Annotated in this window: 22 protein-coding genes; 9 read left to right on the top strand and 13 right to left on the bottom strand. The window is 47.5% G+C overall.

What is annotated here, in order from left to right; translation table 11 throughout:
• The first annotated feature begins 3 nt into the window (after nt 1-3).
• Genes HQ865_RS21810 through HQ865_RS21800 form a run of 3 tightly spaced genes read left to right on the top strand, consistent with a single transcriptional unit; the run spans nt 4 to nt 2,470 of the window.
• Nucleotides 4-861: a fumarylacetoacetate hydrolase family protein gene (locus HQ865_RS21810; protein ID WP_173416934.1), complete on the top strand. Its 858-nt coding sequence runs from the start codon at nt 4-6 to the stop codon at nt 859-861.
• On the top strand, nt 848-1,678 hold the full coding sequence (locus HQ865_RS21805; RefSeq protein WP_173416933.1) for an amidohydrolase family protein: 831 nt from the start codon (nt 848-850) through the stop codon (nt 1,676-1,678). Before HQ865_RS21810 ends, HQ865_RS21805 begins: the two co-directional genes overlap by 14 nt.
• Before the next feature lie 3 nt (nt 1,679-1,681).
• Nucleotides 1,682-2,470, top strand: coding sequence for an L-fucose dehydrogenase (locus tag HQ865_RS21800; RefSeq protein WP_173416932.1), 789 nt, complete (start codon nt 1,682-1,684; stop codon nt 2,468-2,470).
• A 183-nt stretch (nt 2,471-2,653) separates the two neighbouring features.
• Here HQ865_RS21800 and HQ865_RS21795 read toward each other — a convergent pair whose 3' ends face one another.
• Nucleotides 2,654-3,238, bottom strand: coding sequence for a carboxymuconolactone decarboxylase family protein (locus HQ865_RS21795; protein WP_173416931.1), 585 nt, complete (start codon nt 3,236-3,238; stop codon nt 2,654-2,656).
• Between the two features lie 177 nt (nt 3,239-3,415).
• Nucleotides 3,416-3,961 carry a peroxiredoxin gene (locus HQ865_RS21790; protein WP_173416930.1) on the bottom strand — a complete coding sequence of 182 codons (546 nt, stop codon included), beginning with the start codon at nt 3,959-3,961 and terminating at the stop codon, nt 3,416-3,418.
• A gap of 209 nt (nt 3,962-4,170) precedes the next feature.
• Here HQ865_RS21790 and HQ865_RS21785 point away from each other — a divergent pair, with 209 nt between their 5' ends.
• The 3 genes from HQ865_RS21785 (at nt 4,171) to HQ865_RS21775 (ending at nt 7,439) form a co-directional block, all read left to right on the top strand.
• Nucleotides 4,171-6,033, top strand: a complete 1,863-nt coding sequence (locus HQ865_RS21785) for a WG repeat-containing protein (RefSeq protein WP_173416929.1) — start codon at nt 4,171-4,173, stop codon at nt 6,031-6,033.
• 4 nt (nt 6,034-6,037) lie between these two features.
• On the top strand, nt 6,038-6,679 hold the full coding sequence (locus HQ865_RS21780) for a DUF2306 domain-containing protein (RefSeq protein WP_173416928.1): 642 nt from the start codon (nt 6,038-6,040) through the stop codon (nt 6,677-6,679).
• Nucleotides 6,680-6,911: 232 nt separating this feature from the next.
• Nucleotides 6,912-7,439: an HdeD family acid-resistance protein gene (locus tag HQ865_RS21775; protein ID WP_173416927.1), complete on the top strand. Its 528-nt coding sequence runs from the start codon at nt 6,912-6,914 to the stop codon at nt 7,437-7,439.
• Between the two features lie 172 nt (nt 7,440-7,611).
• On the opposite strand, the gene HQ865_RS21770 is transcribed toward HQ865_RS21775, so the two are convergent.
• Nucleotides 7,612-10,113: a prolyl oligopeptidase family serine peptidase gene (locus HQ865_RS21770; protein WP_173416926.1), complete on the bottom strand. Its 2,502-nt coding sequence runs from the start codon at nt 10,111-10,113 to the stop codon at nt 7,612-7,614.
• Between the two features lie 71 nt (nt 10,114-10,184).
• Between HQ865_RS21770 and HQ865_RS21765 the strand changes: the two genes are divergently transcribed.
• The gene (locus HQ865_RS21765; RefSeq protein WP_173416925.1) at nt 10,185-10,730 is read left to right on the top strand and encodes a GNAT family N-acetyltransferase; all 546 of its coding nucleotides are present in this window, start codon (nt 10,185-10,187) and stop codon (nt 10,728-10,730) included.
• On the opposite strand, the gene HQ865_RS21760 is transcribed toward HQ865_RS21765, so the two are convergent.
• The 3 genes from HQ865_RS21760 to HQ865_RS21750 are packed head-to-tail and all read right to left on the bottom strand — an operon-like array spanning nt 10,702 to nt 13,726.
• On the bottom strand, nt 10,702-11,520 hold the full coding sequence (locus HQ865_RS21760) for a hypothetical protein (protein ID WP_173416924.1): 819 nt from the start codon (nt 11,518-11,520) through the stop codon (nt 10,702-10,704). The genes HQ865_RS21765 and HQ865_RS21760 overlap by 29 nt on opposite strands.
• The gene (locus HQ865_RS21755) at nt 11,520-12,047 is read right to left on the bottom strand and encodes a YfiT family bacillithiol transferase (RefSeq protein WP_173416923.1); all 528 of its coding nucleotides are present in this window, start codon (nt 12,045-12,047) and stop codon (nt 11,520-11,522) included. The genes HQ865_RS21760 and HQ865_RS21755 overlap by 1 nt, the downstream gene beginning before the upstream one ends.
• A gap of 2 nt (nt 12,048-12,049) precedes the next feature.
• On the bottom strand, nt 12,050-13,726 hold the full coding sequence (locus HQ865_RS21750; protein ID WP_173416922.1) for an amidase: 1,677 nt from the start codon (nt 13,724-13,726) through the stop codon (nt 12,050-12,052).
• A 55-nt stretch (nt 13,727-13,781) separates the two neighbouring features.
• On the opposite strand from HQ865_RS21750, the gene HQ865_RS21745 reads away from it, so the two are divergent.
• Nucleotides 13,782-15,608 carry an FAD-dependent oxidoreductase gene (locus tag HQ865_RS21745; RefSeq protein ID WP_173416921.1) on the top strand — a complete coding sequence of 609 codons (1,827 nt, stop codon included), beginning with the start codon at nt 13,782-13,784 and terminating at the stop codon, nt 15,606-15,608.
• Between the two features lie 141 nt (nt 15,609-15,749).
• Here HQ865_RS21745 and HQ865_RS21740 read toward each other — a convergent pair whose 3' ends face one another.
• From HQ865_RS21740 to HQ865_RS21730, 3 genes are all read right to left on the bottom strand, one after another.
• Nucleotides 15,750-15,959 carry a hypothetical protein gene (locus HQ865_RS21740; protein WP_173416920.1) on the bottom strand — a complete coding sequence of 70 codons (210 nt, stop codon included), beginning with the start codon at nt 15,957-15,959 and terminating at the stop codon, nt 15,750-15,752.
• A 95-nt stretch (nt 15,960-16,054) separates the two neighbouring features.
• Nucleotides 16,055-17,317 carry a glucose-1-phosphate adenylyltransferase gene (locus HQ865_RS21735; RefSeq protein ID WP_173416919.1) on the bottom strand — a complete coding sequence of 421 codons (1,263 nt, stop codon included), beginning with the start codon at nt 17,315-17,317 and terminating at the stop codon, nt 16,055-16,057.
• Nucleotides 17,314-18,735, bottom strand: a complete 1,422-nt coding sequence (locus tag HQ865_RS21730; RefSeq protein ID WP_173416918.1) for a glycogen synthase — start codon at nt 18,733-18,735, stop codon at nt 17,314-17,316. The genes HQ865_RS21735 and HQ865_RS21730 overlap by 4 nt, the downstream gene beginning before the upstream one ends.
• A gap of 487 nt (nt 18,736-19,222) precedes the next feature.
• Here HQ865_RS21730 and HQ865_RS21725 point away from each other — a divergent pair, with 487 nt between their 5' ends.
• The gene (locus HQ865_RS21725) at nt 19,223-21,133 is read left to right on the top strand and encodes a twin-arginine translocation signal domain-containing protein (protein ID WP_173416917.1); all 1,911 of its coding nucleotides are present in this window, start codon (nt 19,223-19,225) and stop codon (nt 21,131-21,133) included.
• Nucleotides 21,134-21,151: 18 nt separating this feature from the next.
• Here the strand turns inward: HQ865_RS21725 and HQ865_RS21720 are convergent, their stop codons facing one another.
• The 4 genes from HQ865_RS21720 to HQ865_RS21705 all read right to left on the bottom strand — a co-directional run bounded on the left by HQ865_RS21720 (nt 21,152) and on the right by HQ865_RS21705 (nt 24,420).
• Nucleotides 21,152-21,721 (bottom strand): TetR/AcrR family transcriptional regulator, encoded by a 570-nt coding sequence (locus tag HQ865_RS21720; RefSeq protein WP_202020415.1) that lies wholly within the window; start codon nt 21,719-21,721, stop codon nt 21,152-21,154.
• Between the two features lie 354 nt (nt 21,722-22,075).
• Entirely contained in the window at nt 22,076-22,846 is a 771-nt protein-coding gene (locus HQ865_RS21715; protein WP_173416916.1) for an MlaD family protein, read from the bottom strand.
• Between the two features lie 7 nt (nt 22,847-22,853).
• Nucleotides 22,854-23,636, bottom strand: a complete 783-nt coding sequence (locus tag HQ865_RS21710) for an ABC transporter ATP-binding protein (RefSeq protein ID WP_173416915.1) — start codon at nt 23,634-23,636, stop codon at nt 22,854-22,856.
• Nucleotide 23,637: 1 nt separating this feature from the next.
• On the bottom strand, nt 23,638-24,420 hold the full coding sequence (locus HQ865_RS21705) for an MlaE family ABC transporter permease (protein ID WP_173416914.1): 783 nt from the start codon (nt 24,418-24,420) through the stop codon (nt 23,638-23,640).
• Nucleotides 24,421-24,467 lie beyond the last annotated feature (47 nt).

Raw genomic sequence — 24,467 nt, 5'->3', positions numbered from 1 at the left:
TAAATGAAACTAATACGATACGGCGCTGCCGGGAAAGAGAAAATAGGGGTAATTATTGATGGCGTACGCTACGATACTTCGGCGTTTGGCGGCGATTATAACGAGCAATTTTTTGAAGATAACGGCCTTGACCGTTTAGAGGAATTTGTGAAAGCTAACGAGGGCAAACTGATTGCTATTAGTGATGATGAACGCCTGGGCAGTCCTATCGCCCGCCCGTCGAAGATCGTTTGCATCGGCCTTAACTATGCCGACCATGCCCACGAGACCAACGCCCCCCTGCCACCCGAACCTGTGATCTTTATGAAAAGCACTACATCGCTGGTTGGCCCTAATGATGATATCATGATCCCTAAAAATTCGGTAAAAACCGATTGGGAAGTGGAACTGGCCTTTGTGATCGGCAAAAAAGCAAGCTATGTAGAAGAAGCCGACGCGATGGACCATGTAGCCGGTTATGTGCTGCACAATGATGTATCCGAGCGCGAGTTTCAGTTAGAGCGTAACGGCACCTGGGATAAGGGCAAAGGCTGCGATACCTTCGCGCCGATGGGGCCATTTTTGGCTACCGCCGATGAGATAGCCGATGTTGATAATCTGAAGCTGTGGCTAACCGTTAACGGTCAGTCGATGCAGAACGGCACCACCGCCAACTTCATCTTCAAAATACCTTACCTGGTGCATTATGTAAGCCAGTTTATGACACTGCTGCCCGGCGACGTCATATCTACCGGTACCCCTGCCGGCGTTGGCCTGGGCTTTAAACCGCCGGTATATTTAAAGGCTGGCGATGTGGTAGAACTGGGTATCGATGGATTGGGTACATCAAAACAAACTTTAGTGGCTTATGCTAAAAATTGATGCGCATCAGCATTTCTGGGTGTTCGACCCGGTGAGGGATAGCTGGATAAACGACGAGATGAAAGTTATCCAGCGCGATTTCCTGCCGCCCGAACTGGACTTTGTTTTGCGCGAAAGTGGTATGGATGGCTGCGTTGCCGTGCAAGCCGACCAAAGTGAAGAACAGAACGCCTTTTTGTTAGGACTGACCGAAGGCCACGACTTTATTAAAGGTATTGTAGGCTGGGTTGACCTGCAGGCCGATAATATTGAAGAACGCCTGGAGCACTACAGCCATACCAAGCTAATGAAAGGCTTTCGTCATGTATTGCAAGGCGAAGCCAACCGGGCGCTGATGTTAGAGCCTGCCTTTAAACGCGGCATCAGCCTGCTGCATAAATACGGCTTCACCTACGATATCCTGATCTTTCCCGACCAACTAAAATTTGCTACCAAACTGGCAAAGGAATTTCCGGATCAAAAATTTGTGCTCGATCATATCGCCAAACCATACATAAAAGATGGCAAGATAGATAGTTGGTCGGCAGAGATAGAGCAGCTGGCGGCCTGCCCCAATGTATACTGCAAGGTATCGGGCATGGTAACCGAAGCCGACTGGCATAACTGGACCAACGATACCTTTAAACGATACCTTGATGTGGTGTTTAAAGCGTTCGGCACCAAAAGGACCATGTTCGGGTCTGACTGGCCGGTGTGCCTGGTGGCGGGTGATTATACCAGAGTAAAGGCAATTGTGAGTGAATATTGCAGCCAGTTTACGGCTGATGAGCAAGATATGATATTTGGTGGCAACGCCACTACCTTTTATAACCTATAAAATATGGATCTGCAGTTAAAAGATAAAGTGATTGTGGTTACCGGCGGCGCTAAGGGAATTGGCGAGGGTATTTGTCGCCTGCTGGCATCAGAAGGGGCTATCCCCGTTGTGGTGGGCCGCAAACAGGCCGATAACCAAAAGCTGGTAGATAGTATCAACGCGTTGGGCGGGCAAGCCATCCAGGTAGTGGCCGAACTTTCAAAGCCTGAAGAATGCAAGAAAGCTATAGATGAGGTAATGGCCCGCTTTGGCCGCATAGAAGGCGTAGTGAATAACGCGGGGCTTAATGATGGTGTGGGCTTGGAAGATGGTGATTACGACCGCTTTATCTCATCGCTGCATAACAACCTGGTGCACTACTACCTGATGGTGCATTATGCCTTGCCTGCGCTAAAAGTGTCGAAAGGATCTATCGTTAATATCTCATCAAAAACCGCTGAGACCGGGCAGGGGCATACATCAGGCTATGCCGCGGCAAACGGCGGGCGTAATGCCTTGACCCGGGAATGGGCAGTAGAATTGCTGAAATACGATATTCGTGTGAACGCCATTGTAGTAGCCGAATGCTGGACGCCACAATACGAAAGCTGGATAAAAACATTGCCAAACCCCGAAGAAAAGCTGAAAGAGATCACCTCGCGCATACCGTTGGAGCAACGCATGACCACAGCCGAAGAGATAGCCAACACCACGGCTTTCCTGCTCTCGCAACGATCAAGCCATACGACCGGGCAGATACTTTATGTTGATGGCGGCTATGTGCATTTGGACAGGGCGCTGGCGAATGCGTAAGCACCCCTCCCAACAGTTTGTCATTTCGATAGAGCGAAGGGTTGGCTGAGCAGAAAGGCGCGAAAGAGAAATCTTATACGTGCGATGAGCATCTCGTATAAGATTTCTCCTCACCCCCAACACACCCTCCGCGCTGTTCGTTCGAAATGACACGGTGGTTAAACGAGGATGAGAGGCCTGAACTTAATACACCACTTTCCCCATCGCTGTTACCAGCGATGCGATACGTACGGCATCAAATACACGTTCTTCGGTAGTACCCAGTTTGATCAGCGAATCTTCGTGCGCGTTCACGCACATCTCGCAGCCGTTAACGGCCGATATGGCCAGGCTCATCAGTTCAAAAAACTCTTTTCCGGTAACCGGTTTCATCATCAACTGCATGCGGATGCGGGCCGGTATCTGTGTATACTTTTCTTTCTGTGTAAAGTGGCGGAAGCGGTAGAATACATTGTTAGCTGCCAGTAAGGATGCGCAGCCGGCAGCTTCGGCTACATCGGCGGCTGTAGCGCCTTCCTGCTCGGCCTGGCGAGTGAAGAATTGGGTAAGCACGGTATTGTTATTATTTACGGCAGTGCTTAAGCCCAATAACGCGCACTCTTTAGTGCTCAGGTGTTCTGAGGTAAGCGTGCTGGTAAAATTCAGCTTCAGATCGCGCAGGTAGCGAGATTCGCCTTTTTCCAGTAGAGTAAGGCTTTCGGTACGGTATGCGGTATCAACGCCAATGGCGGTTAATATCTCACCTATGATCTCGGTAGATTCGTTCATGATTTTAGTTGTTGTTGTGGCTATTTAACCACAAAGTGCACAAAGAGAGAAAACACAAAGTGCACTAAGCTATTGATCGTTTTTAATAAGAAAGACAAAGGCCACAAAGATTTTTCTCTGTGACCTTTGTGAAACCTTAGTGCCCTTTGTGTTTAAATTGCCACGCGGCTAAATAATTTAAACAGTTAAAGTCTCCTGGCCTTTTTCCCAGTTGCAAGGGCAAAGCTCGTCGGTTTGTAACCCGTCCAGTACGCGTAAAACTTCTTTAACGTTACGGCCAACGCTCAGGTCGTTAACACTCACCCAACGGATAATGCCTTGTGGGTCGACGATGAAGGTAGCACGGTAAGCGATCTTTTCGTTTGGCTCTAAAATACCCAGGTCTTCGGCTAATGATTTTGAAGTATCGGCCAGCATCGGGAATTTCAGGTCGCGCAGGTCGTCGTGGTCTCTTCTCCAGGCAGCGTGCACAAATTCAGAATCGGTAGAAGCACCGATCAGGCGGGCCTCACGATCACGGAATTCGCCAAAGTTTTTGTTGAACTCAGCAATTTCGGTAGGGCATACAAAGGTAAAATCTTTTGGCCACCAGAACATTACGGTCCAAACGTTATCATCATTCACCAAATAATCAGAAGTGATGGTTTCGAACTCTTTACCTTTTTCAAGGCTTACTACTGCTGTTTTAGAAAATGAAGGGAATTTGTTTCCAATTGTTAGCATAATGGTATTATTATAGATGTTTTGTTATAAATATTTGATACAAAGGTACGGTTTTCGGCCCCGGCTAACCAATAGATTTACCCAATTCATCATAGATAAAACCAATGAGACAAGCAGATCTGTAAGTGCTTTTTAATCAAGCTTATCGGGCATGTAAACTTTTAAAACGGGTTTGCAAACAAGCATCAAAAGCGTAATTTAGCTGTACTATGAAAACCAAACCTATGCTTATCCTTGCCGCGGCATTGCTATGCTGCGCCGCTTTTTTTGCGCGTTGCAACCGTCATTCGGTCAATAACGAAGCCCTGAACAGCTTTTTAAACCTCATTAACCTGCAGGTGCAAAACAAGCAGACCAAAAGCCTGATGCAGGACTTTGCCATGCCCAAGAAAAAGGATGCCATTCGCCAACTGATCAATCTGCTGTGTAACCAAACCGGGGTATCTAAAAACAGCAGGCCCATTTTTACGGTAACCATGAATATGGAAGCCAATGATGCAACTGTTATTAACGAAAAGCTGACCAAAGTGATCATCCCCATAAAACTGCACCGGGATAGCATTGAAGAGCAAAGCACCACCCTCACCTTTAAAATAAAGGAGGTAGCTAATAGTACCTTTAAGATTGTGGATGTGGACGCCAAAGATTTTTTAGGCGATTACATCGGTTACGAGAACCTGGTACGCCGAAAAACTTTAAAGGATGCCGATATCTACAGCCCGCAAACCCTGGCGGCATTTAAGGTAGCGGATAAATTAAAAGCTAAGTACGATAGTATCCCCTGGTTTCAGCACGTGGATGGTAAAACATGGTTTTTTGTAGTGAAGGGTAAGTTTGATTTTTACAACGGTATGGGTCGCGATACTACTCACAACTTTAAAATGGGGTTGGTATCGCCCGATCAGAAAGAAATTATCCCCGTTGATTTTGACCTGATCCACAACATTGGCGCTACATTCCCTAACCTGGTTGAGGTTGAAAAAGACCATAAGCGCGGCTTTTATAATTTAACCGGCGAGGTGGCATTACCGGTAGCCTACGACCAGATTTACCCACTAAACGATGACGAGGACCTGGCGATAGTGCGCAAGGGCAATGATTACTATCACTGGAAAAAAGGATTCAGCCTTTCGGATGCCGATGCTAATATCAAAATTGCGGATTACCTGCCGCGCATTCAGGCTTACGGGCGCACATCCAAATTAACAGAGCAGGTGATGCAAAATGTGATGGAGCATAATTCGCGCGAAAATCATGGTAGTGTTTATATCGCTCCATCATATATGACCGACTGGGCCCTGTTACCACCGATTCAGGAATTTAAAAATCCACTGCGCAAAAACATCGAATACGAGGAGGTAAGCACCTTGTACGAATTGCAGTTTGAAGGCAAGGAGGATAACGCCAGCTGGCTGGCCTCAGCATTTTATTCCATCAGGGATAATTATATCGGCGGTCGCGGTGATTTGTATGTACATAATAATGTGTTGGTGATCAACAAAAAGAATAACCGGGTATACGGGCATGATCTGTTATCGTACCTGAACGAATCGGAGGGCGATGGTGCGATAAACGGAAAATGTAATGTCAATAGCCTGAAGCCTATTAACGATTCGCTTTTTGAAGTAACGATTGGCTCATCTATATACAGGCCTATGTATAATGACAGAACCGTTGACCAGGGCACGGAATATCATTACCTCGTCATTCGTAACGATAAACTGGAAGACCTGCCAAATAACCGTTTATTCGGTTTTACTAAATATGTTAAAATGGATGACAGCTATTTGAAGGGGTGCTACGAGTTTTCGGACGCTAACAACAAAAACCCAAGCAGTACCGATCATATAACGCCCGACCTGCTGCGCTACATGAAGAACGAGATCTATGCCGAATACAAATACCGATTTAAGGATAAAAAATGGGCCGAAGTATTTGGGTGGGATAAAGATCAGGATGACAAATATCATGATAATGTAGATGACTCCCTTACCGTTATCGATAAATACAACATCAACTTCATCAACCAAAAACTAAAGAGCACGGGCGGGCAAAAACTGGCGGCTAAATAATGTGATGAATGTCCCCCGCCTCATATTACGCTGCTTCGCCTTTTTTTGGGTGTTTATATTGAGCATCAGCACGTTGCAATATTTCAATTTTAAAAGCGATGAGGGCTTTTTGCAGTTAAAGCAATTCGCGGTAAAAACGGGCTGGTACCTGCCTGCCTTTTATTGCCACATTTGGGGCAGCAGCTTGATCTTGCTGGCAGGTTTCTTCAACTTTGCGCCATGGGTATACCGCAACCGCAAGCTGCATAAATTACTGGGGAAGGTTTATGTTTTCGGGGTATTATTCTTTGCATCGCCCGGAGCATATGTAATGACCTTGTTTATCCATCGTGGTACCGGGGTGTTTGTATCGTTCCTGCTGCAAAATACGCTTTGGGTAACATTCACGCTCTCGGCCTGGCTGCTGATCCGTAAGCGCGATGTAGATACGCACGTAAAAATGATGCGCCGCAGTTACGCGCTGGCTTTTGCAGCCATCAACCTGCGGTTTTATATCTGGCTTTGCCATGTGCTGGGCCACGGGGTTGATTTTGAATATAATTATCTTATCATCGCTTTTTTAAGCTGGGTGCCCAATCTCGTTATTGCCGAACTCATAAACCGTTATGATAAAAAGCCGGTTGTATCGTTTATTTCTCCTTCTTGAGAGACATAGCCAATGATTGGACAGTTCCCTCCTTGGGGAGGGGTGCATCGGAGCTGTGTAGTGGCAGGGAGGGGTTTAGTCACTATGTGATATAGTAGAAACCCCTCCCTGCACCCTCCCAATGGGAGGGAAATCGCACCAACCCCCGCTCTTTCTTTATGCAGCCTTTAAATCTCGTCTTTCCAAAACCATTTCCCCGATCTGCTGGTTGCAATAAGAAAAACAGCACGTTATGGAAATTACAGTAAGCCGTGGTTTGCGCCTTTGGTGGGTGTTTGTACTAAGAGGGATATTATTTATAGCCGTAAGCGTTTACCTGTTCTCATCGCCATTGAGCGGGCTGCTGGCACTGAGTTTCCTTTTCGGGTTGATCATCCTGTTAACCGGCATTGCCGAATTATTGCGCGCCTACCGCGATGGCGGTCAGCGCGACCGGGGTTGGCATTTATTCATCGGCCTGGTCGATTTGGCAATAGGCATTATCCTGATGGCGCACCTGGCGGCCAGTTTGGTGATATTGCGTGTATTGATAGGGTTTTACTTCCTGTTTAAGGGTATTACCGTGTTAACCTTCCGCAAACACCCGGGCGGTGCCTGGTGGGTGGGTATAGGTGGTATATTGGTGCTGATCGTTGTCGGGATGATCTGGTTCAATCCTATATTCGGCAATACCACCATTATTGTATGGACGGGGATGGCCTTTCTCATTACCGGCTTTTTAAACGCGATGCTGGGCTTAAGGATACGGCCTAAGGCATAAACAAGAATGGCGGGTTCGATGTTGAACCCGCCATTTCTGTTATAATTTATTGTCATTGCGAGCGATAGCGTGGCAATCTCGTAGCTATGCTTACCCGATATGCATGCGACGAGATTGCCGCGTCGCCCCAGGCTATTCCCCGGCTGCTCCTCGCAATGACAAAATAGAATTCCTAATTCTTCAAACTCTCGTTAAACAAAGCATAAATCCGTTTGTACTCGTCGGTCCAACTACTGGGTTCCACAAAGCCGTGGCTTTCTACCGGGAATGGGGCCAGGCTCCAGTTATCTTTATGCAGTTCGATCAGGCGCTGCGTAAGGCGAACGATATCCTGGAAGTTCACGTTATCATCAACCATACCATGGCACATCAGCAGCTTGCCTTTAAGGCCTGATGCGAAATTGATGGGCGAACTGATCTTGTAGGCATTCTCATCAGTGAAAGGTTCGTTCAGGATATTGGCGGTGTAGCCATGGTTATAATGCGCCCAGTCGGTAACCGAACGCAGGGCCGCACCCGCCGCGAAAGTATCAGGCGCGGTGAACATCGCCATCAGCGTCATAAAGCCACCGTACGATCCGCCGTACATACCCACGTTTTTAGGGTTAACGCCATATTTCTCAACTAACAGCTTTACGGCGTCGATATGGTCGGTAAGGTCCTTACCACCCATGTGGCGATAGATACCCGTACGGATATCACGGCCGTAGCCCGCGCTGCCGGTGTAATCTATCTCTAACACGGTATAACCGTTATCGGCCAGCATGTTATTGAACATATACTCGTGGAAATATGATGTGCTCCATTTGTACATTACATCCTGCAAGTAACCTGCACCATGCACAAATATTACCGCCGGATGCGATGGTAGCGGGTTCTTTGGTGTGTAAACGCGGCCATAAATATCGGCTCCGCCACGGTTTTTAAAACTGAAGATCTCTGGCGCGCGCCAATCGTACGATTTAAATTCTTCGGTTTGCGAATTGGTTACCTGTACCGGTTTAGCGCCGGGTTTATTGGCCTGTATGTATAACTCGTAAGGCTTGTTGGTATACGAATAGCGGATAGCCAGCCACTTTTCATCGGGCGACATTTCTACTTCGTTACCGCCTTTCATGCTGGTTAGTTTAACAGGTGTGCCGCCGGTAACCGGGATGCGGTAGTAATCGCTCACGCCCGGGTGCTCCATATTCGCCTGGAAGTAGAACGACTTTTTATCGTTAGATAAATGCAGGCCCGATACTTCCCATTTGCCGCTGGTCAGTTGTGTTTTGGTACCTGCTGTAACATCAGCTACATAAATATGCGAGTAGCCGCTGCCCTCGCTTTGGAAAAAGAAGTGGGTATTATCCAGCCAGCCGGTGCTGCCGCCAAAACCACTGATGCCGGGGCCAGCTATCCATGCCTCATCGCGCTGGCGGTCTATCAGGCCAAGTTTACCGGTCTCGGCATCTAGCTTCATGATCCAGCGGTCTTTATAATCCTGCGCATTAACAATTACCACAGCGTTCTTACCGTCCTCGCTCCAGAACGGACCTTGTATACTTACCTTGCGGTCCTCGTTGGCTTTTTTGCGCTCTTCCAGTTGTTTGGGGTAATCCTTTACATAATCGGGCAGGTCTTTTATACCGGGTATTTCTTTAAGCGAGATTCTGTACATAGTATCGCGCTGCGCATCGTACACAAATGATTCAGATGTTGATTGCGGCGCGCCTACTTTGGTGCGGTTGATAATATCCTCGGTGAAACCGCTGGTAGTTACATAATTAGGCACAATGGTGATCTTGCCCGCATCGGCTGGTTGTTTGATCAGGCGATAGGTTACGTAACGGCCATCCGGACTAACGGTAACGCCGCTCAGGGTTTTATCTTCAACCATTAGTTCGGTCATGCGTTTAGCCTGGCCGCCGCCGAAGCCGCCGCCAAAACCACCACGGCGGCCGCCGCCACCACCCGCGCCGCCTTGCCTGTCGGCACTAGCGCGTTCTTTTAACACGTCGAACAATTCCATTTGCTGGGCGCGTAACCAGCGGTCCTGTTCGTTACCGCTCTGTTGAGCCGCACCACCGCGGCCACTGGCACCTTGCCCGCCGCCTTGTCCACCACGGCGACCGCCTGCTCCAGTAGGGCCCCCGGTCGGGGTTAAGGGCAATGTAGAGCCCGATGTGCCGCGCACAAAATTGCTTAACTGGGCGGTCAATCCACCGTTTAGGGTTACGGCATAGTAGTTATCACCTTTCAGGTAAAACACTTTGCTCTCGTCGGCGCTGAAAGTTGCGTTACTTTCGCGGTCCATGGTTGATGTTAGCTGCGTTTCCTTTTTGGTCTTAGCATCAAGTATGTAGATATCGCCGTTCTTTTCTATCAGTTGTAGCGTATGTTTCCTGTTCCAGTTTCCCACCACCGGTGCCGTGGCGCGGCGCTCTTCGGGCGTAACCAGTTTGGGCTTAATATCCTCGGGGGTTATCCAATATTGCCCGTCGCGACCTTTATTTTCGGCGTTCCAGGTGAAGTATATCTTTTTACTGTCTTCGCTCCAGCTAACATTGGTGGGTTGGGTGCCCATCCATTTAGGGTCGCGCATAATGTTCTCAACAGTTAACTTGTCCAGTTTTTGGGCCGATGCCGAATACCAGCATCCTCCAACCAGCAGCAGGGTAAAAAATTTTTTCATGAAAAGGGATTAATCATTGCAATTTAGCATTTTGGGGGATATTAAATTTTTAGAAACTTTATTGTTACAAAATGGAACTGCAAGGCAACGGTTTTACCCTGCGCGGCTGGAAACTAAGCGACGCGGCATCGCTGCAACGCAATGCCGATAATATCAATATCTCGCGCTTCCTGCTGGATCGTTTTCCATCGCCCTATACCATGGAGGCCGCCGAAGGCTGGGTGCAGCTTTGGCAGGGGCAAGATCCAATGATAAACTTTGCTATCACTATTGATGATGAAGTTGTGGGTGGTGTTGGTTTAGAGCTTCGCGCCGATGTTTACCGCAAGACCCCGCTGATCGGTTACTGGCTGGCCGAAAGCCACTGGGGCAAAGGTATTATGCCCGAAGCCGTTAAATTAGTGTGCGATTATGCTTTCGCACAATTAGATGCTATTTGCATACTGGCTTATGTGCTTAGCCAAAACACATCGAGCATGCGCGTGCTGGAAAAGGCCGGGTTTAGTAAGATAGGGGTTATTCCACGTTCGGTTATTAAAGGTGGCGTGGTGATGGATGAGCATGTGTATTGTCTGAACGCGGTCTCGGTCAATAATAAACCAATTTCCGTTCGGTAATATTCACCAGTTTATTGGCCTGGTTCCGCTCTTCGCGATATATCCAGTTGCCCTTGCCATCGTAGTGATATGTATAAAGGCGTGCGCCGGTATTGGGCGTGCCGCTCTCTGTTTCACGAAATTGCGTTTCGTTACCAGCCATATCGTATTTGTGGCTGATGGTGGTCTTTAATTTATTGTTGCCATCGTACTTTTGCTCCTTCATTTTCCGTCCGTTACTGTCTAACTGAAAAACATATTGTTCGGCCAGGGCACCATTGGGCAAATAAACACTTGTGGCGATGATGTGACCGCCTGCATACCGGTGCCGCACCTTTTGGATCAGGTTACCCGATGCGGTATACAGGTATGCCGAATCAGTCTCGCCCCTGTTATTATACCAGCCTTTTATATCAGGCCCGTTACCGCCCCGGGTTTCTTCCGTATGCGTCCGGTCGTTATAAGTATAAACTCTTGGCGTGCTGTTTACCCAACCTGTTTTTTGTTTGGTTTTGATAACGAACGAATAGCCTTTGTTTTTATAATCATAATCGCGTATGGCTATCACATTGCCGGCATCGTCATAGGTTTCCAGTTTAGCTATATTGCCGCCGGGGGTAAAAGAGACCGTTCTTTTGGTCTTTTTAAACGAGGTGCCGTTTATAGGCTGAGGCGTGTTCGTTTCGGTATACGACTTAACCTTGCCGTTAAGGTTATAGTAATACCAATTATCCTGCTGCAATAATTGCGCGTGGGCGATAGCGCCTATTAAAAGAAGGCCCGCGATAAGGCAAAGCTGTTTGCACATCATCAAAACTTTTTAACTGTTTCCGTTATCTGTGCCAAATGATGGTCACCATGCCAGGCATATAAGCCAATGATCTTTTTCAGCGGATTTGTCTCTTTCGATTCCGGGTGGGTGAAGGTGCGCTCCAGGTCGGCATCGGTAAAGCTTTCAAAAAGGGCCACCATGTGTTCGTGTATCCCATCCAGCAAAGTAAGTGATGAGGCTATCGGCAATTTATAATCGGCCAGTTTGGCAAAGCCGGCTTCGTCGTAAGGTTTTATGGTGGGGTTATCCTCAGTCATGGCCCATTTAAAACGCATCAGCGAATTCATGTGGCTATCGGGGATATGGTGTACCACCTGGCGGATGATCCAGCCGCCGTTACGGTAAGGGGTATCCAGTTGGGCATCAGTCAAGCTTTCGGTAGCAGAGCGTACTTTGCCGGGCAAGGCGCGGATGCGGTCTATCCAGCCGGTAATGATCTCTTTAGTGATATTTTCGGGCGCCTGATATTTCCCGATGGGGTAGCGCATTTGTTCGTCGGTAAGCATATTTAAAAATTAAGGGATGGGTGTTTGGTATGAAAATCGGTAGCGTTTTGGTAGATGGCGGCGGCCTGCAGCATTTTACCCTCGCCAAAAAGCTGTCCCATAAAGGTGATGCTCAGTTGCCTGCCGCGTGGATTGTAGCCATTGGGTAGTACCACGCACGGGTTGCCGGTAAGGTTGGTCACATTTAAATTCAGGTTGCCGAATGATGGGGTAACATACAGGTCGAGCCCTTTCAGCTTTTCATACCAGGCCTGGATCAACATGGTGCGCAGGCGGTTGGCTTGTATATATTCTACCGCCGGGATAAACTGTGCTGAACGGAAAGTGTTTGGCCAGGCATTTTTGTTTTGCAGTACCATGCCGTCGGTTTGGTGGTTAATCACCAGTTCCTGGAAGGCAGCGCCCGCTTCCGCATCTAAAATAACAGCCATGCTGCTGATGGGTAGTTTAGGATATTCCAGCGGGATCAGCTCGGCACCCAGTTCGCGCAGCTTAGCTAAAGTTGCCGAATCGGTAGCCTGGTTTTGGCCTTTGCGTTCAAAGTCGGCTTTTACATAGCCTATTTTGTACCCTTTAAGGCTTTGCCCGTTGCCATTGTAATTAAATGTGGCAGGGATGGTGCTCAGGTCGTTAGGGTCGGTACCTTGTATGGCGTTAAACACAATGGCCACATCCTCTACACTGCGGGCAATGGGGCCAAGCTTGTCCATGCTCCAGCTTAAAGCCATCGCGCCATATTTGCTCACGCGCCCAAACGATGGCCGCAAGCCCGTATCGCCGCATTCGGTAGATGGCGATACGATAGAACCCATCGTTTCCGACCCGATGGCAAACGGCAAACATCCCGCGCTAACGGCGGATGCCGGTCCGGCCGAAGAGCCGCTGGAACCACGGGTGATATCCCAGGGATTTTTTGTTTTTCCCCCAAACCAAACATCGCCCTGAGCCAGTTCACCCAAGGTAAGTTTGGCGCAAAGTATAGCGCCTGCCGCATCCAGTTTAGTGATCACGGTAGCATCCACATCCAGCTTTTGATCTTTGTAGGGTACCGCGCCAAAAGTGGTTTTGTAATCTTTCTGGGCAAGTAGATCTTTTACACCGTAAGGGATGCCATGCAGCACGCCTTTGTAATGGCCGCTTTTTATTTCCTCGTCGGCCTTGGCGGCTTGTTTAAGGGCGTATTCTTCGGTAAGGCTAACGGTGAACAGCAGCTTGGGGTCGTACTTTTTCAGGCGTTCTAAAAAGAATTTCGTTAATTCTACCGATGTGATCTGTTTGGTGCGGATCAGTTCGCTTAACTGGCGGATGGTATAAAAGGCCAGCTGATTTTTATCGGCAGGCAGCGTTACTTTTGGCGATTTAGCCAGTACAAAACCATTCGTCTTATCAGGCTGAACAAAACCTACCGGTATGGGGTTAAAGTTAAGCGCGGGCACTATGCTGTTGGGCATTTTTAACTGGCGAAAGCGCTCGTAATAAATATTCCACTGGTTAAGGTTATTCAGGGTCGAATCGGCCTGGGCCTGGGTATACTCAATGTTGAATATTTTTGATGCCTCCTGAACCATCCCCGCTGTAATGGGCACACGCTCGGCCTTTTTGCTGATAAATGCGCCCAATGCAAAGCTGGCACCGCTGATTGTAAAAATTGTGGCGTACTTTAGGGTATTATTTTTCATGATGTAAATAATGCTTGCCCTAAATTAGCGTTTTGTTGTAGTTTATTTGATGTACATGTTTAAAAAGTTATTCCTGCTGTTGTTATTTACCCCGGTTTTGGGCGCCTTTGCCGAAACCATAAAAACAGATGTACTGGTAGTTGGCGGCACACCCAGCGGCGTGGCTGCGGCCATACAAAGTTCGCGTAGTAAAATAAAAACCCTGCTGATAGAACAAGGTTCCTGGCTGGGCGGCGAAATGACCGCCGGCGGCATGTGCGTGCTGGATGCCAACAAAACCCTGCCATCGGGTATATGGGGCGAGTTCCGCAAAAAAGTGCGCGATTTTTATAAGCGGACCCCCGGCTTTGATACCACAGCCAATGCCGCCCTGCGCTTTGAACCCTATACCGGCGCTGCCATCCTAAAAAAAATGTGCGATACCGTTAAGAACCTCACCGTAAAAATGAATATGCCTGTAACTGCCGTTAAAAAAGACGGCAACGGCTGGGAACTAATTGTAACCCTAAATGGCAAACCGGCAACCGTAAAGGCAAAGGTTTTGGTTGATGCGACTCCACTTGGCGATATCGCCGCGCAAAGCGGAGCAACTTTCTGGACCGGATTTGACAATAAAAAGGAAACAGGTGAAGCATTAGCACCGGAACAGGCCCTGCCCATAATTGAGGATGTAACCTGGGTAGCCGTACTGAAGGAGTTTGAAAAAAACACCATCTACCTGATGCAAAAGCCTGCAGGTTATGACGAAGCTTTATACGTGAGCCTGAAAGGAAAAGACATTAAAAAAATGCTGGAGGCCGGCCGTTTGCCCAACAATAAATACATGATCAAATGGACCGAGAATACCTATGGTGCCACCATAGATCAGCTTTCGCCCGAAAAGCGCGAAGAGTTTTACAAATCGATGCGCCAGCGAACTTTGGGTTTGGTTTTTTATATTCAAAACGAACTGGGCTTTAAAAACATCGGAATAGATGACAAAGAATTTGGCTCGCCTGATCATTTGCCGTATATCCCCTACATCCGCGAGTATCGCCGTTATAAAGGACAAACCCGGATGACGCTGGGCGAGATCTACAACCCCTATGCCAATAAATTATACCGTACTTCCATAGCCGTTGGCGATGCCGCCTTCGGTCAGCACTATGCCGATCCGGCCGCGCCGAAAACCAATTATCCGCCGCTGCCGGCTTATACCATTCCGCTGGGCAGTATTGTAAGTAAGGATGTGGTGAACCTGATCGTAACGGAAAAAGCCATGTCGACCACGCACCTCACCAATGCCAGTACATTCTACCCCTCGGTACAAATGACGGTTGGACAGGCCGCCGGGGCAACCGCCGCCTACTGCGTGTTTTTTGATAAAACAACAAAATCCTTCGACGCACTTACCGTGCGTACCATCCAGGGCGAGATACTGGATTATAAAGGCATCCTTTATCCTTTCGCTGATATTGGTCCGTCAGATAAATACTTCCGATCGGTAGAGCAGGTAATTGGCAGCGGGATGCTGAAGCAAGTACACCAATTACAGGGTAAAAGCATGCAGGTGTTATTTAAACCTGATAGTACTGTAAGCACCGCCGATGTGGAACCTGTTTTACGTGAAACATTCACCCGCGCCTTTATCTGGTTCAGCAAAAACCATCCCGGAGCGTTGTTTACTGTGTCGGATATGCTATCCTACATCAGCGATTATACCCTTACCGAGCCAAAAACGTTACAGCTTACCCTGCAAAAGCAATGGCAGGATACTTATAAATTTAAGCAAGCGTTCGATTTAAAGCGGCCCATCACCCGGTACGAATTCGCGGTGCTGGCTAATAAGTATTTGAATCCGTTCAGCACGCATGTGGATATTACAGGGAAAGTGGTGAATTAGGGCCAAGACGTATCGTTCATAAAAGCGTCATGCCGAACTTGTTTCGGCATCCTATTAGAAGAGCGAACCTGAATAGCCGCCTTGTAAATGGGATGCCGAAACAAGTTCGGCATGACTAATAGATCGGAATAAACCCCGATACTATTTCATCGGTGGCTTTTTTGTATCCTTCTTCACTTTTTCCTTCACCTTACTGGTATCGGTTTTTATTTTCACCTTCTTCTTGCCGTCTTTCACTTTTACCTTCTTTTTAACCGAATCCTGCTGCATGACCGGGTTATTTACCGGGGCAGCGTAAACACTGCTGAATGTAATTGCCGCTAAGGCAATCATGCAAAACACTTTTTTCATAATCAAAATAAATAAGGGTTACTGAATATTCAATTAACCTATGAATAAGCAGTAACCCTTGTATTTTGTTTTAACTAAAAGTAAAAATCGGGGTGTTATATCACTGTGCCATCGGGTATCACCGAACGCTTTTTAACCACAACTATACCATCCTGAACGGCATATGTTCCGTAATCGCCATCGGCAAGTTTATCGCCACAGTTAATAATTACATCGTTGCCGATGCAGCAGTTTTTATCAATAATGGCGTTTTTGATCCGGCAGCGGTCACCTATACCCATTACCGGGGTACCATTGGCTTTCGATGCTTCTATCTGGGTAAGGGTTTGGTATTCGTCCTCGCCCATAATGTAGCAGCTCTCTATCGTGGTATCAAAACCAATGCGGGTACGTATGCCCACCAGCGAGTGAGTGATCTCCTTAGCGTTAATAATGCACCCTTCGGATATAATGGATTTTTCCAGGTGCGTGCCCGATATTTTTGATGGCGGCAGCATGCGCGCACGGGTAAATATCGGCTTGCTGCCAAACAGGTTAAACTCTGGTATATCATCGGTAAGGCCAAGGTTGGCTTCAAAAAACGATGGGATAGTACCGATATCGGTCCAATAACCTTCATACTGGAAGCTAACCACTTTGTGGGTTTTTATTGATGCCGGGATGATCTCCTTACCGAAATCGGTAGCGTCGTTACCCTGCAGCAAATCGTACAGCACCTGGCGGTTGAAGATATAGATACCCATCGAAGCCAGGTAAATACGGCCCTGCGCTTTCATCTCGTCGCTTACTTCCGATACCCAATTCTCGAAACCGCTTTTTGGTTTTTCGATAAACGAGGTGATGTTGTTCTCATCGTCAGTTTTCAGGATACCAAAGCCCGGGACATCATTTACATGCACAGGGATACTGGCAATAGAGATATCAGCTTTCAAAGCAACGTGCTGGTTGATCATTTCTTCAAAATCCATCTGGTACAGCTGGTCGCCCGATAGGATCAGCACATAATCAAACTCGTGCACCGAAAGGTGGTGCAGGCTTTGGCGTACCGCGTCGGCCGTGCCCTGGAACCAGTTACCGCTGGTAGGGGTTTGTTCGGCCGCCAGAATATCTACAAAAGCGGTACTGAAAGTACTGAAGTGGTAGGTATTCTTAATGTGCTTATTTAGCGATGCCGAGTTGAACTGCGTTAATACAAATATCCTTGATATGCCCGAGTGCAGGCAGTTAGAGATAGGAATATCGACCAGGCGGTATTTACCGCCTATAGGTACAGCGGGTTTTGATCGGGTGGCTGTAAGGGGTGATAGCCGCGATCCCTGGCCGCCGCCAAGTACAATGCTGATTACTTTGGATGTCATATGGTGTTTATTAAGCGTTCGTATAGGTCTATATATTCTTTGGCCGATCTGTCCCACGAGAAGTCGAGCCCCATCATTTTTGCGCGCAGCAAGTTAAGGTGCGATTGATCAGCATATAACTCGACCGCCCGGTTTACCGAGTGGCAGATATCATCAACATTGGTTTGCTCGAAGCAGATACCGTAGCCGCCCTCGTCGCCAAAATCAATTACGGTATCGCGCAAACCGCCGGTGCGGTGTACCATAGGTACAGTTCCGTAACGCAACGAGTACAACTGGTTCAATCCACATGGCTCCACGCGCGATGGCATCAACAGAAAATCAGATCCGGCGTAGATCAGGTGCGAAAGTTCTTCGTTATAACCAATAAAGGTGCGGTAATTATCCGGCTGATGTGGTTCCAACGCGATAAGTGCCTCTTCGGTATCCGGATCGCCGGTACCCAGCACCAGGAAGTTAACCTTGCCGGGATGTTCGTTAATAGCGCGGTTAATGGCTGATGCCAACAGATCGGCGCCCTTATCGTTAACCAAACGGCCAATGAACGATATCAGCGGCAGGCTACTGTCCAAATTAAAGCGTTTGCACAACGCTTCTTTATTTACTTCTTTTTTGTTGATGTTTTTAACCGAGTAGTTGCCGGCTATCATCGTATCCGTTTCCGGATCCCAAACCTGCGAGTCGATACCGTTAACAATACCAACGCCGCGGGCGCGCTCCATCTGGAACAGGTGCTCCAGGCCGTTCGATTGCCAGCTCAGTTCATCCATATAGCTTGGCGATACGGTGGTATAAGCCGAGCAGCACCTTACGGCCGAAGCCAGCGGGTTAATACCGCCGCCCCAATCAAGCAGGCCGGCAAAGTTCATGTCTATCTCGGGCAGGTATTTTATTTTAGTCCAGCTAAAGGCGCCGTGGTATTGGCCATTGTGGATGGTGAACACGGTAGGCGTATTGGCCAGGCGCGCGTATGGCGCCGAATATTGCAGCAGGAACGGTACCAGTCCCGAATGGTGGTCATGACAATGAATAATATCCGGCGATTGTTGCGACCAGTTGATCCAATCAAGGAAAGCCAATTGGTAAGCCATAAACTGCTCGTTTTCGTCGGGGTAGCTGTAAATATTCTCACGGTCCAGCAAACCGGGGATATGGATAAGATATAATTCAAAACCCAGCTTATCGGTACGTTCTTTCCAGATCTCAAACTCGGTACGTTTGCCGCCAAACAGGTTGGATGCGCGGAAGACTACATCAAACTGATTTTCCTGCACCCACTTGCGGTTATAAAAAGGCAGGGCCACGGCAGCCTGCAAACCGGCCTTAACCTGGTATTTTGGTAACGCGCCAACAACATCGGCCAGTCCGCCAACTTTGGCAATGGGGTAACATTCGGCCGCGAGGTGATATATTTTCATTAAAGGTTTTATTGGCTCAAGTTAAGCAAAGAATACTAAAACAGAAACCCACCCGTATTATTATGGTTTTTAAAATGCAGAAATAAAAACTGTAAAAATTTTGCGGCCTTAGTGTAATGATGTTGAAAGTTTTGCAGCAAAACGCACCCCATCGGGGTGAAATGTTGGTAGAAAAATGCGTATTAATTATACCCGTGCCGTTAGGTACGGAATAAAACATAGCGTACCTGACGGCACGCTGTAGCAGATCATACCCAGTGCTACCAACATTTTGCTCCTACCGGAGCATTGAGATTCTTTGCCAACTGGTAAGGAGGCGCCTACGGAGCCATCTCAAACACTTACCATACAAACTATAAACAGTTAGCCCCCATCCGGGGCATGGAATTGAACATAGCTTACGGAATAACAGGCAGAATAAATAGGTAAACAGCCAAAAGGTTAATTCGCGGCAGCGGCTAATTTTACTAAACCAATTACAGCCTGTATGCATGATCAGCAAAGCCGCCGCCATTTTATTAAAACATCAGCCATAGTTGGCGCCGGGCTGGCCGGTGCTTTTAAGTTAAGCGATGCCTGGGCTTTAAACCAAAATACGCAAGACTTGTATGCGCTAAGCAGCCAGTTGGTGCGCCAATGGGCCGAAACGCTGTTGGCCATGCAAATAACCGATAAGCGCCGTGCCGACGATTACGGCGGCATCTGGTGCCCTGCCGATAAGGCGGTGCATGGCCGGGTGGGCGATACCATTTACCCGTTCTTTTACATGGCGGCACAAACTAAGGATAGCCGCTATACCGATGCGGCTATGCTGCTTTACCGTTGGATAGAACGCCGCGTAAGTCAGCCCGACGGCTCGTGGTTGAATGAATCGGTAAAAGGATCGTGGAAGGGGACGACGGTTTTTATGTCGATAGCCTTAGCCGAGGCATTGAAACATCACGCCGATCTGATGGATGCAGCCTTCAAAACAGAATTATCGACCCGGTTAAAAAAAGCCAGCGATTTTATTTACGATACCTTTAACATCAATTTCGGTAATATCAATTACCCGATAACCGCATCGTACGGATTATCGCTGCTGGGCGAAGTACTCGACGAACCGAAATTTAAAACCAAAGGCCGTGAACTGGCACACCAGGCCATGGCTTTCATTACGCCTAAAGATGGTTTTTTAAAAGGCGAAGGCGACCCCTATTACGAGGCCAGTAAAAAAGGCTGTTTTTCTGTCGATCTGGGGTATAATGTGGAGGAATCACTGCCATCGCTTGCCCAATATGGTTTATTAACAAAAGATGAGGAAGTATTGCAGCAGGTAAGCCGCTCTCTGCAAACCCATATGGAGCTAATGCTGCCCGATGGCGGCTGGGACAACAGCTGGGGCACCCGCAATTACAAATGGACCTATTGGGGCAGCCGCACATCCGACGGATGCCAGCCAGCCTACGCCCTGCTGGCCGATCGCGACGCGCGTTTTTATAAAGCTGCCCTTTTAAATACGCAACTCATGCAGCGCAGTACTATAAAAGGTTTGCTGCAGGGTGGCCCGCATTTTGCCACACATGGGGTGCCGGTTTGTGTGCATCATACCTTCACACATATTAAAGCTTTGATTACCGTACTGGAGCATCAGCCTAAAAAAGTCGATCTTTCGGGCGTAGAGATACCGCGCGAAAAGGCCTATGGCTTAAAAAGTTTCAGCGATATCCAAACCTGGCTGGTTGCCAAAGGCGATTACCGGGCCACCGTTACCGGTTACGACAGGGATTATAAACATACCCCCAACGGCCATGCCAGCGGCGGCGCGCTTACTATGTTATGGCATAAAAAAACCGGACCCATCCTGTGCGCCAGTATGAACGAATACCAAATGGTGGAAGCAGGCAACCAGCAGGTAGAAACCGACCTGCATGCCATGTCGCTCACGCCCCGTATTGAAATGCGTATGGATGATAAATTGTATATGAACATCAGCGACCACGACGCGGTGATAACCACGCAGGAATCGGGCGATAAGATCACCATTAAAACCCGGGCGAAGCTGGTAGACCGCGATCTGAAAGATCCGTCCATCGGCCCGGTAAATTGCGAAGTTGATTATGAGTTTACTCCCGATAAGGTCAGCATACACTTCAGGCATTACCTGTTGCAGGCCGAAAGCCTGATCAAGATCATTATACCTGTCATAGCCAAATCGACGGAGAAGGTAACAGTTGCCGGAAATAACAAATCATTGCAAGTTAACCGTGAGGGTGGAATTGTAAAATTAACTTCCGATCAGCCCTTGTTAAAATTACCAACCACTAATGGCCGTGTATTTAACTTTGTTCCGGGGTTTGAAGCACTACCTTTAGGTGTAGAGCAAAACGAGGTCCGGCTGGAAATATCAGTATCCTAAATTTTAGCCAACACCTGTTTATTTATACTTCAGCATTTCCCAAACCATTTCATAACCTTCGGTAATTATCCGGCGTTCTTCCTCGGGGGTAAATTCGTCGCTGGTGAGGTATTGGTAAAGGCCGAAGATCTGGCTGTTGAACAGGGTGATGATCAGATCGCGCGGATGAGTTTGCAGCAGTTTCTTTTTAATCCCTTCTTCTATCAGTTTTGACAGGACCACACTTTGCTGCTCGATAGCCTCCTTGCTGATCTTGGCCATGTGGGGCGAGCGCTCAAACTGTTGGATATAATAAAACTTATCCCGGTTTTGCAGTGCCCAGTGCAAAGTATGCGTAAAGGTGTTGCGAAACTTAGGCGTAATAAAATCACTCTCGTGAATAATGGCCGACATGGCTGTTGCCAGTTCTTCCTTTATATGATTATAAAGGCCTGCCACCAGGTCATCCTTGGTTTTATAATAATGGAATAAGGTGCCGTTGGCCACACCCGCATCCTGGGCAATTTTGCTGGTTGGCGTACCATGAAAACCATGTGCTACAAACAGCCCTAAGGCCGCATCAAGGATCTGTTTCTGCTTATCTAACACAGTAGAGTGATTAATCGGTCAATAAATATAATCATTAAAAATGATATGAGTATCAGCTATTTTATCCATTTTTTGCGGCAAAAACTATCCTTTTTTTATTAAAAGCCTGGGATGATGGCCTTTTAACTATTGAGAAATGGCGCAAGGGTTTGGTTGATGATCGCTTAAAACAAATATCGGCCGAAGTATCAAATTGCTGTATTATCGAATAGTTATGTTTTTATTAGTACATGTATCTATAATTTAAATTTTTATCTATTAAAACAGCAAACGGGCGTAAAATTACCGACTGTTTAGTCGGTTGATTTTACGCCCGTTTTTAGTCGGTTAACCATTAAGTAAGCGGCTCAAAACTTATTGATTGCCTTTTGCTCCTTTCTGGGCATCCTTCTGGGTCTTTTCCTGCGCTTTTTTTATCGAATCCTGCCTGGCCTTCTCGGCTTTTTTCTTCTTATTGAAAAATCCCTTCAGCAAAAAGTTGTGTTGCGCCGCGGTCAGGTCTTCGTTCAGGGTTTTTGTGGTTTTATGCACACTGGCCATTGTGGTTTTAGCCTGGCTCACGGTGCTTTCCAGGTTCTTAGCCATTTTATCGCTGTTCAATAAACGGCCCAGGCTACCCTGCCCGCTGTTCACTTTGTTTACAATGCCGCCAAGTCCTTCGGTAATGGTCGCGGCATTATCGGCAATTTTGGTTAGTTTGTTGATCACCTTATCCATATCCAGCGGATTTACAACCGCCAGTTGCTGATTTTCATTCACAGCAGTGCTGCTTTGCCCCGGGCCTATCACAACCAATTTATCGCCCATCAATCCATCGCTGCCTATACTCATCTTCGCGTCTTTTTTAATGAACTTTTTTACATCCTCGTTCAGGGTCAGGGTAACCTTCACCGCTGTGTCTGTAACAATATCAATGCCATCAACTACACCCACGTTTATACCGGCGAAGCGTACATTGTTACCTACCTGCAAACCGTTCACATTTTTAAAAATGCCATAAACGTTAAATGTGGAACTAAACATACTTTTTTGGTTCCCGATGAAGAAGATCCCCAGGAACAGGATGACCAGCCCTACTACAATAAAGCCGCCTATCTTTATTTTTTGACCTGATGTGGTTTTCATGTTTTGCTTAGATAAAATAAGATTTTACAAATTTGTCGTCAGACTTGTGCAACTCATCAAACGTGCCTTCTGCCACGTATTTACCATCATCCATTATCACCACGCGGTCGGCCGTAATTTTGGCGCATTCCATATCGTGGGTAATAATGATCGATGTTGTTTTATATTTTTTCTGCATTTCCAGTATCAACTGACTGATCTCTCGCGAGGTGATGGGATCCAATCCCGTAGTTGGCTCATCATACAACATAATCTCAGGCTGAACGATCAGCGTACGTGCCAAACCTATCCGCTTACGCATCCCACCTGACAGATCTGATGGCATTTTTTCGGCAGCATCAGGTAGGCCAACGCTTTCCAATATCTCTTCCACTTTTTTGTCCAGTTCGGCCTGCTCGGTAATTTTTAACACACGTGTCAGGGCAAACTCCATGTTCTCGCGCACGGTCATACTATCATACAAGGCCGCACCCTGGAAGAGGAAACCAATTTTAGTACGCAGTTCTTTTAATTCTTTATCGTTTAATTTTTCTACTTCCTGTCCCAATACATTCAGTATACCGGCATCAGGTGTAAGCAAACCAACGATACATTGTATGGTTACTGATTTACCCTGCCCGGAGCGCCCCAGCACAACCACGTTCTCGCCGCGATGAACTCTCAGATTGATATTTTTTAATACCTGCTTATTACCAAATGACTTTTTCAGTCCTTTGATCTCGATAATCACCTCCTGCTTATCCTTTTCGACAGGCTTTTTTGTAAGTTCTTTATGTTCAGTGGTTTCCATTCTATTTATAAAATAATATGGTGGTTATCTGTACCACAAGCATGTCCAGAAAAAATATCCATAATGAGGCGGTAACCACCGCAGAGTTTGCTGCTATACCCACACTCTCGGTACCTCGGTTGCTGTGGTAGCCTTTATAGCATCCCACAAAACCAATGGCAAACCCGAAGAAGAAAGTTTTAATGAGTGCCGGCAGATAATCGGTATAATCTAACGCCGCTATACATTTATTAAAATACAGGTACAGGCTGATGCTATCGGTAAAATTCAACGCCAGGTAGCCACCAAACAGGCTGATGGCATCGCCTATCATAGCCAGCAGCGGGATCATGAAGCAGGTAGCCAAAATGCGGGTTACTACCAGGTATTGCACCGGGTTGGCGCCCGATACCTCCATGGCGTCTATTTGTTCGGTTACCTTCATACTGCCCAGTTCGGCGCCAATGCTCGATGCTATTTTGCCGGCGCAAATGATAGCTGTTATTACCGGGCCTATCTCACGGATCACCGAAACCGCAAGCGTATGCGGCAACATACTCTCCGCCCCAAACGATACCAATGTGGGCCGCAACTGCAGGATCAGCACCAAACCCATAATAAATGAAGTGATCCCCACCAGCATCATGCTGCGGTAACCTATCTCGTAACATTGCCGCACAAACTCCGACCACTCGAAGCCACCGGCAAAAAGGTTCCGGAAAAACCGGGCGAAGAATACGCCCTGCTCGCCAACGCCTTCCAGCCATTTGCGCCATCCGCTTACTATAACTGCCTGTTCTGCCATTTTTCAAAAATATTATTGGGGTATCACCCGTTTATTATTGGCTAATT

Source organism: Mucilaginibacter mali (assembly GCF_013283875.1).
Classification (GTDB): Bacteria; Bacteroidota; Bacteroidia; order Sphingobacteriales; family Sphingobacteriaceae; genus Mucilaginibacter; species Mucilaginibacter mali.
This window is presented reverse-complemented; position numbering and strand designations above follow the sequence as displayed.

Excerpts from the sequence above, each read along its gene's own strand:
- HQ865_RS21775 (WP_173416927.1), top strand. The coding sequence starts at position 6,912 with ATGGAAATTACAGTAAGCCGTGGTTTGCGCCTTTGGTGGGTGTTTGTA.
- HQ865_RS21755 (WP_173416923.1), bottom strand. The coding sequence starts at position 12,047 with ATGCTTACCGACGAACAAATGCGCTACCCCATCGGGAAATATCAGGCG.
- HQ865_RS21795 (WP_173416931.1), bottom strand. The coding sequence starts at position 3,238 with ATGAACGAATCTACCGAGATCATAGGTGAGATATTAACCGCCATTGGC.
- HQ865_RS21785 (WP_173416929.1), top strand. The coding sequence starts at position 4,171 with ATGAAAACCAAACCTATGCTTATCCTTGCCGCGGCATTGCTATGCTGC.
- HQ865_RS21770 (WP_173416926.1), bottom strand. The coding sequence starts at position 10,113 with ATGAAAAAATTTTTTACCCTGCTGCTGGTTGGAGGATGCTGGTATTCG.
- HQ865_RS21790 (WP_173416930.1), bottom strand. The coding sequence starts at position 3,961 with ATGCTAACAATTGGAAACAAATTCCCTTCATTTTCTAAAACAGCAGTA.
- HQ865_RS21745 (WP_173416921.1), top strand. The coding sequence starts at position 13,782 with ATGTTTAAAAAGTTATTCCTGCTGTTGTTATTTACCCCGGTTTTGGGC.
- HQ865_RS21800 (WP_173416932.1), top strand. The coding sequence starts at position 1,682 with ATGGATCTGCAGTTAAAAGATAAAGTGATTGTGGTTACCGGCGGCGCT.
- HQ865_RS21710 (WP_173416915.1), bottom strand. The coding sequence starts at position 23,636 with ATGGAAACCACTGAACATAAAGAACTTACAAAAAAGCCTGTCGAAAAG.
- HQ865_RS21810 (WP_173416934.1), top strand. The coding sequence starts at position 4 with ATGAAACTAATACGATACGGCGCTGCCGGGAAAGAGAAAATAGGGGTA.
- HQ865_RS21705 (WP_173416914.1), bottom strand. The coding sequence starts at position 24,420 with ATGGCAGAACAGGCAGTTATAGTAAGCGGATGGCGCAAATGGCTGGAA.
- HQ865_RS21750 (WP_173416922.1), bottom strand. The coding sequence starts at position 13,726 with ATGAAAAATAATACCCTAAAGTACGCCACAATTTTTACAATCAGCGGT.
- HQ865_RS21725 (WP_173416917.1), top strand. The coding sequence starts at position 19,223 with ATGCATGATCAGCAAAGCCGCCGCCATTTTATTAAAACATCAGCCATA.
- HQ865_RS21735 (WP_173416919.1), bottom strand. The coding sequence starts at position 17,317 with ATGACATCCAAAGTAATCAGCATTGTACTTGGCGGCGGCCAGGGATCG.
- HQ865_RS21780 (WP_173416928.1), top strand. The coding sequence starts at position 6,038 with ATGAATGTCCCCCGCCTCATATTACGCTGCTTCGCCTTTTTTTGGGTG.
- HQ865_RS21760 (WP_173416924.1), bottom strand. The coding sequence starts at position 11,520 with ATGATGTGCAAACAGCTTTGCCTTATCGCGGGCCTTCTTTTAATAGGC.
- HQ865_RS21805 (WP_173416933.1), top strand. The coding sequence starts at position 848 with ATGCTAAAAATTGATGCGCATCAGCATTTCTGGGTGTTCGACCCGGTG.
- HQ865_RS21715 (WP_173416916.1), bottom strand. The coding sequence starts at position 22,846 with ATGAAAACCACATCAGGTCAAAAAATAAAGATAGGCGGCTTTATTGTA.
- HQ865_RS21730 (WP_173416918.1), bottom strand. The coding sequence starts at position 18,735 with ATGAAAATATATCACCTCGCGGCCGAATGTTACCCCATTGCCAAAGTT.
- HQ865_RS21740 (WP_173416920.1), bottom strand. The coding sequence starts at position 15,959 with ATGAAAAAAGTGTTTTGCATGATTGCCTTAGCGGCAATTACATTCAGC.
- HQ865_RS21765 (WP_173416925.1), top strand. The coding sequence starts at position 10,185 with ATGGAACTGCAAGGCAACGGTTTTACCCTGCGCGGCTGGAAACTAAGC.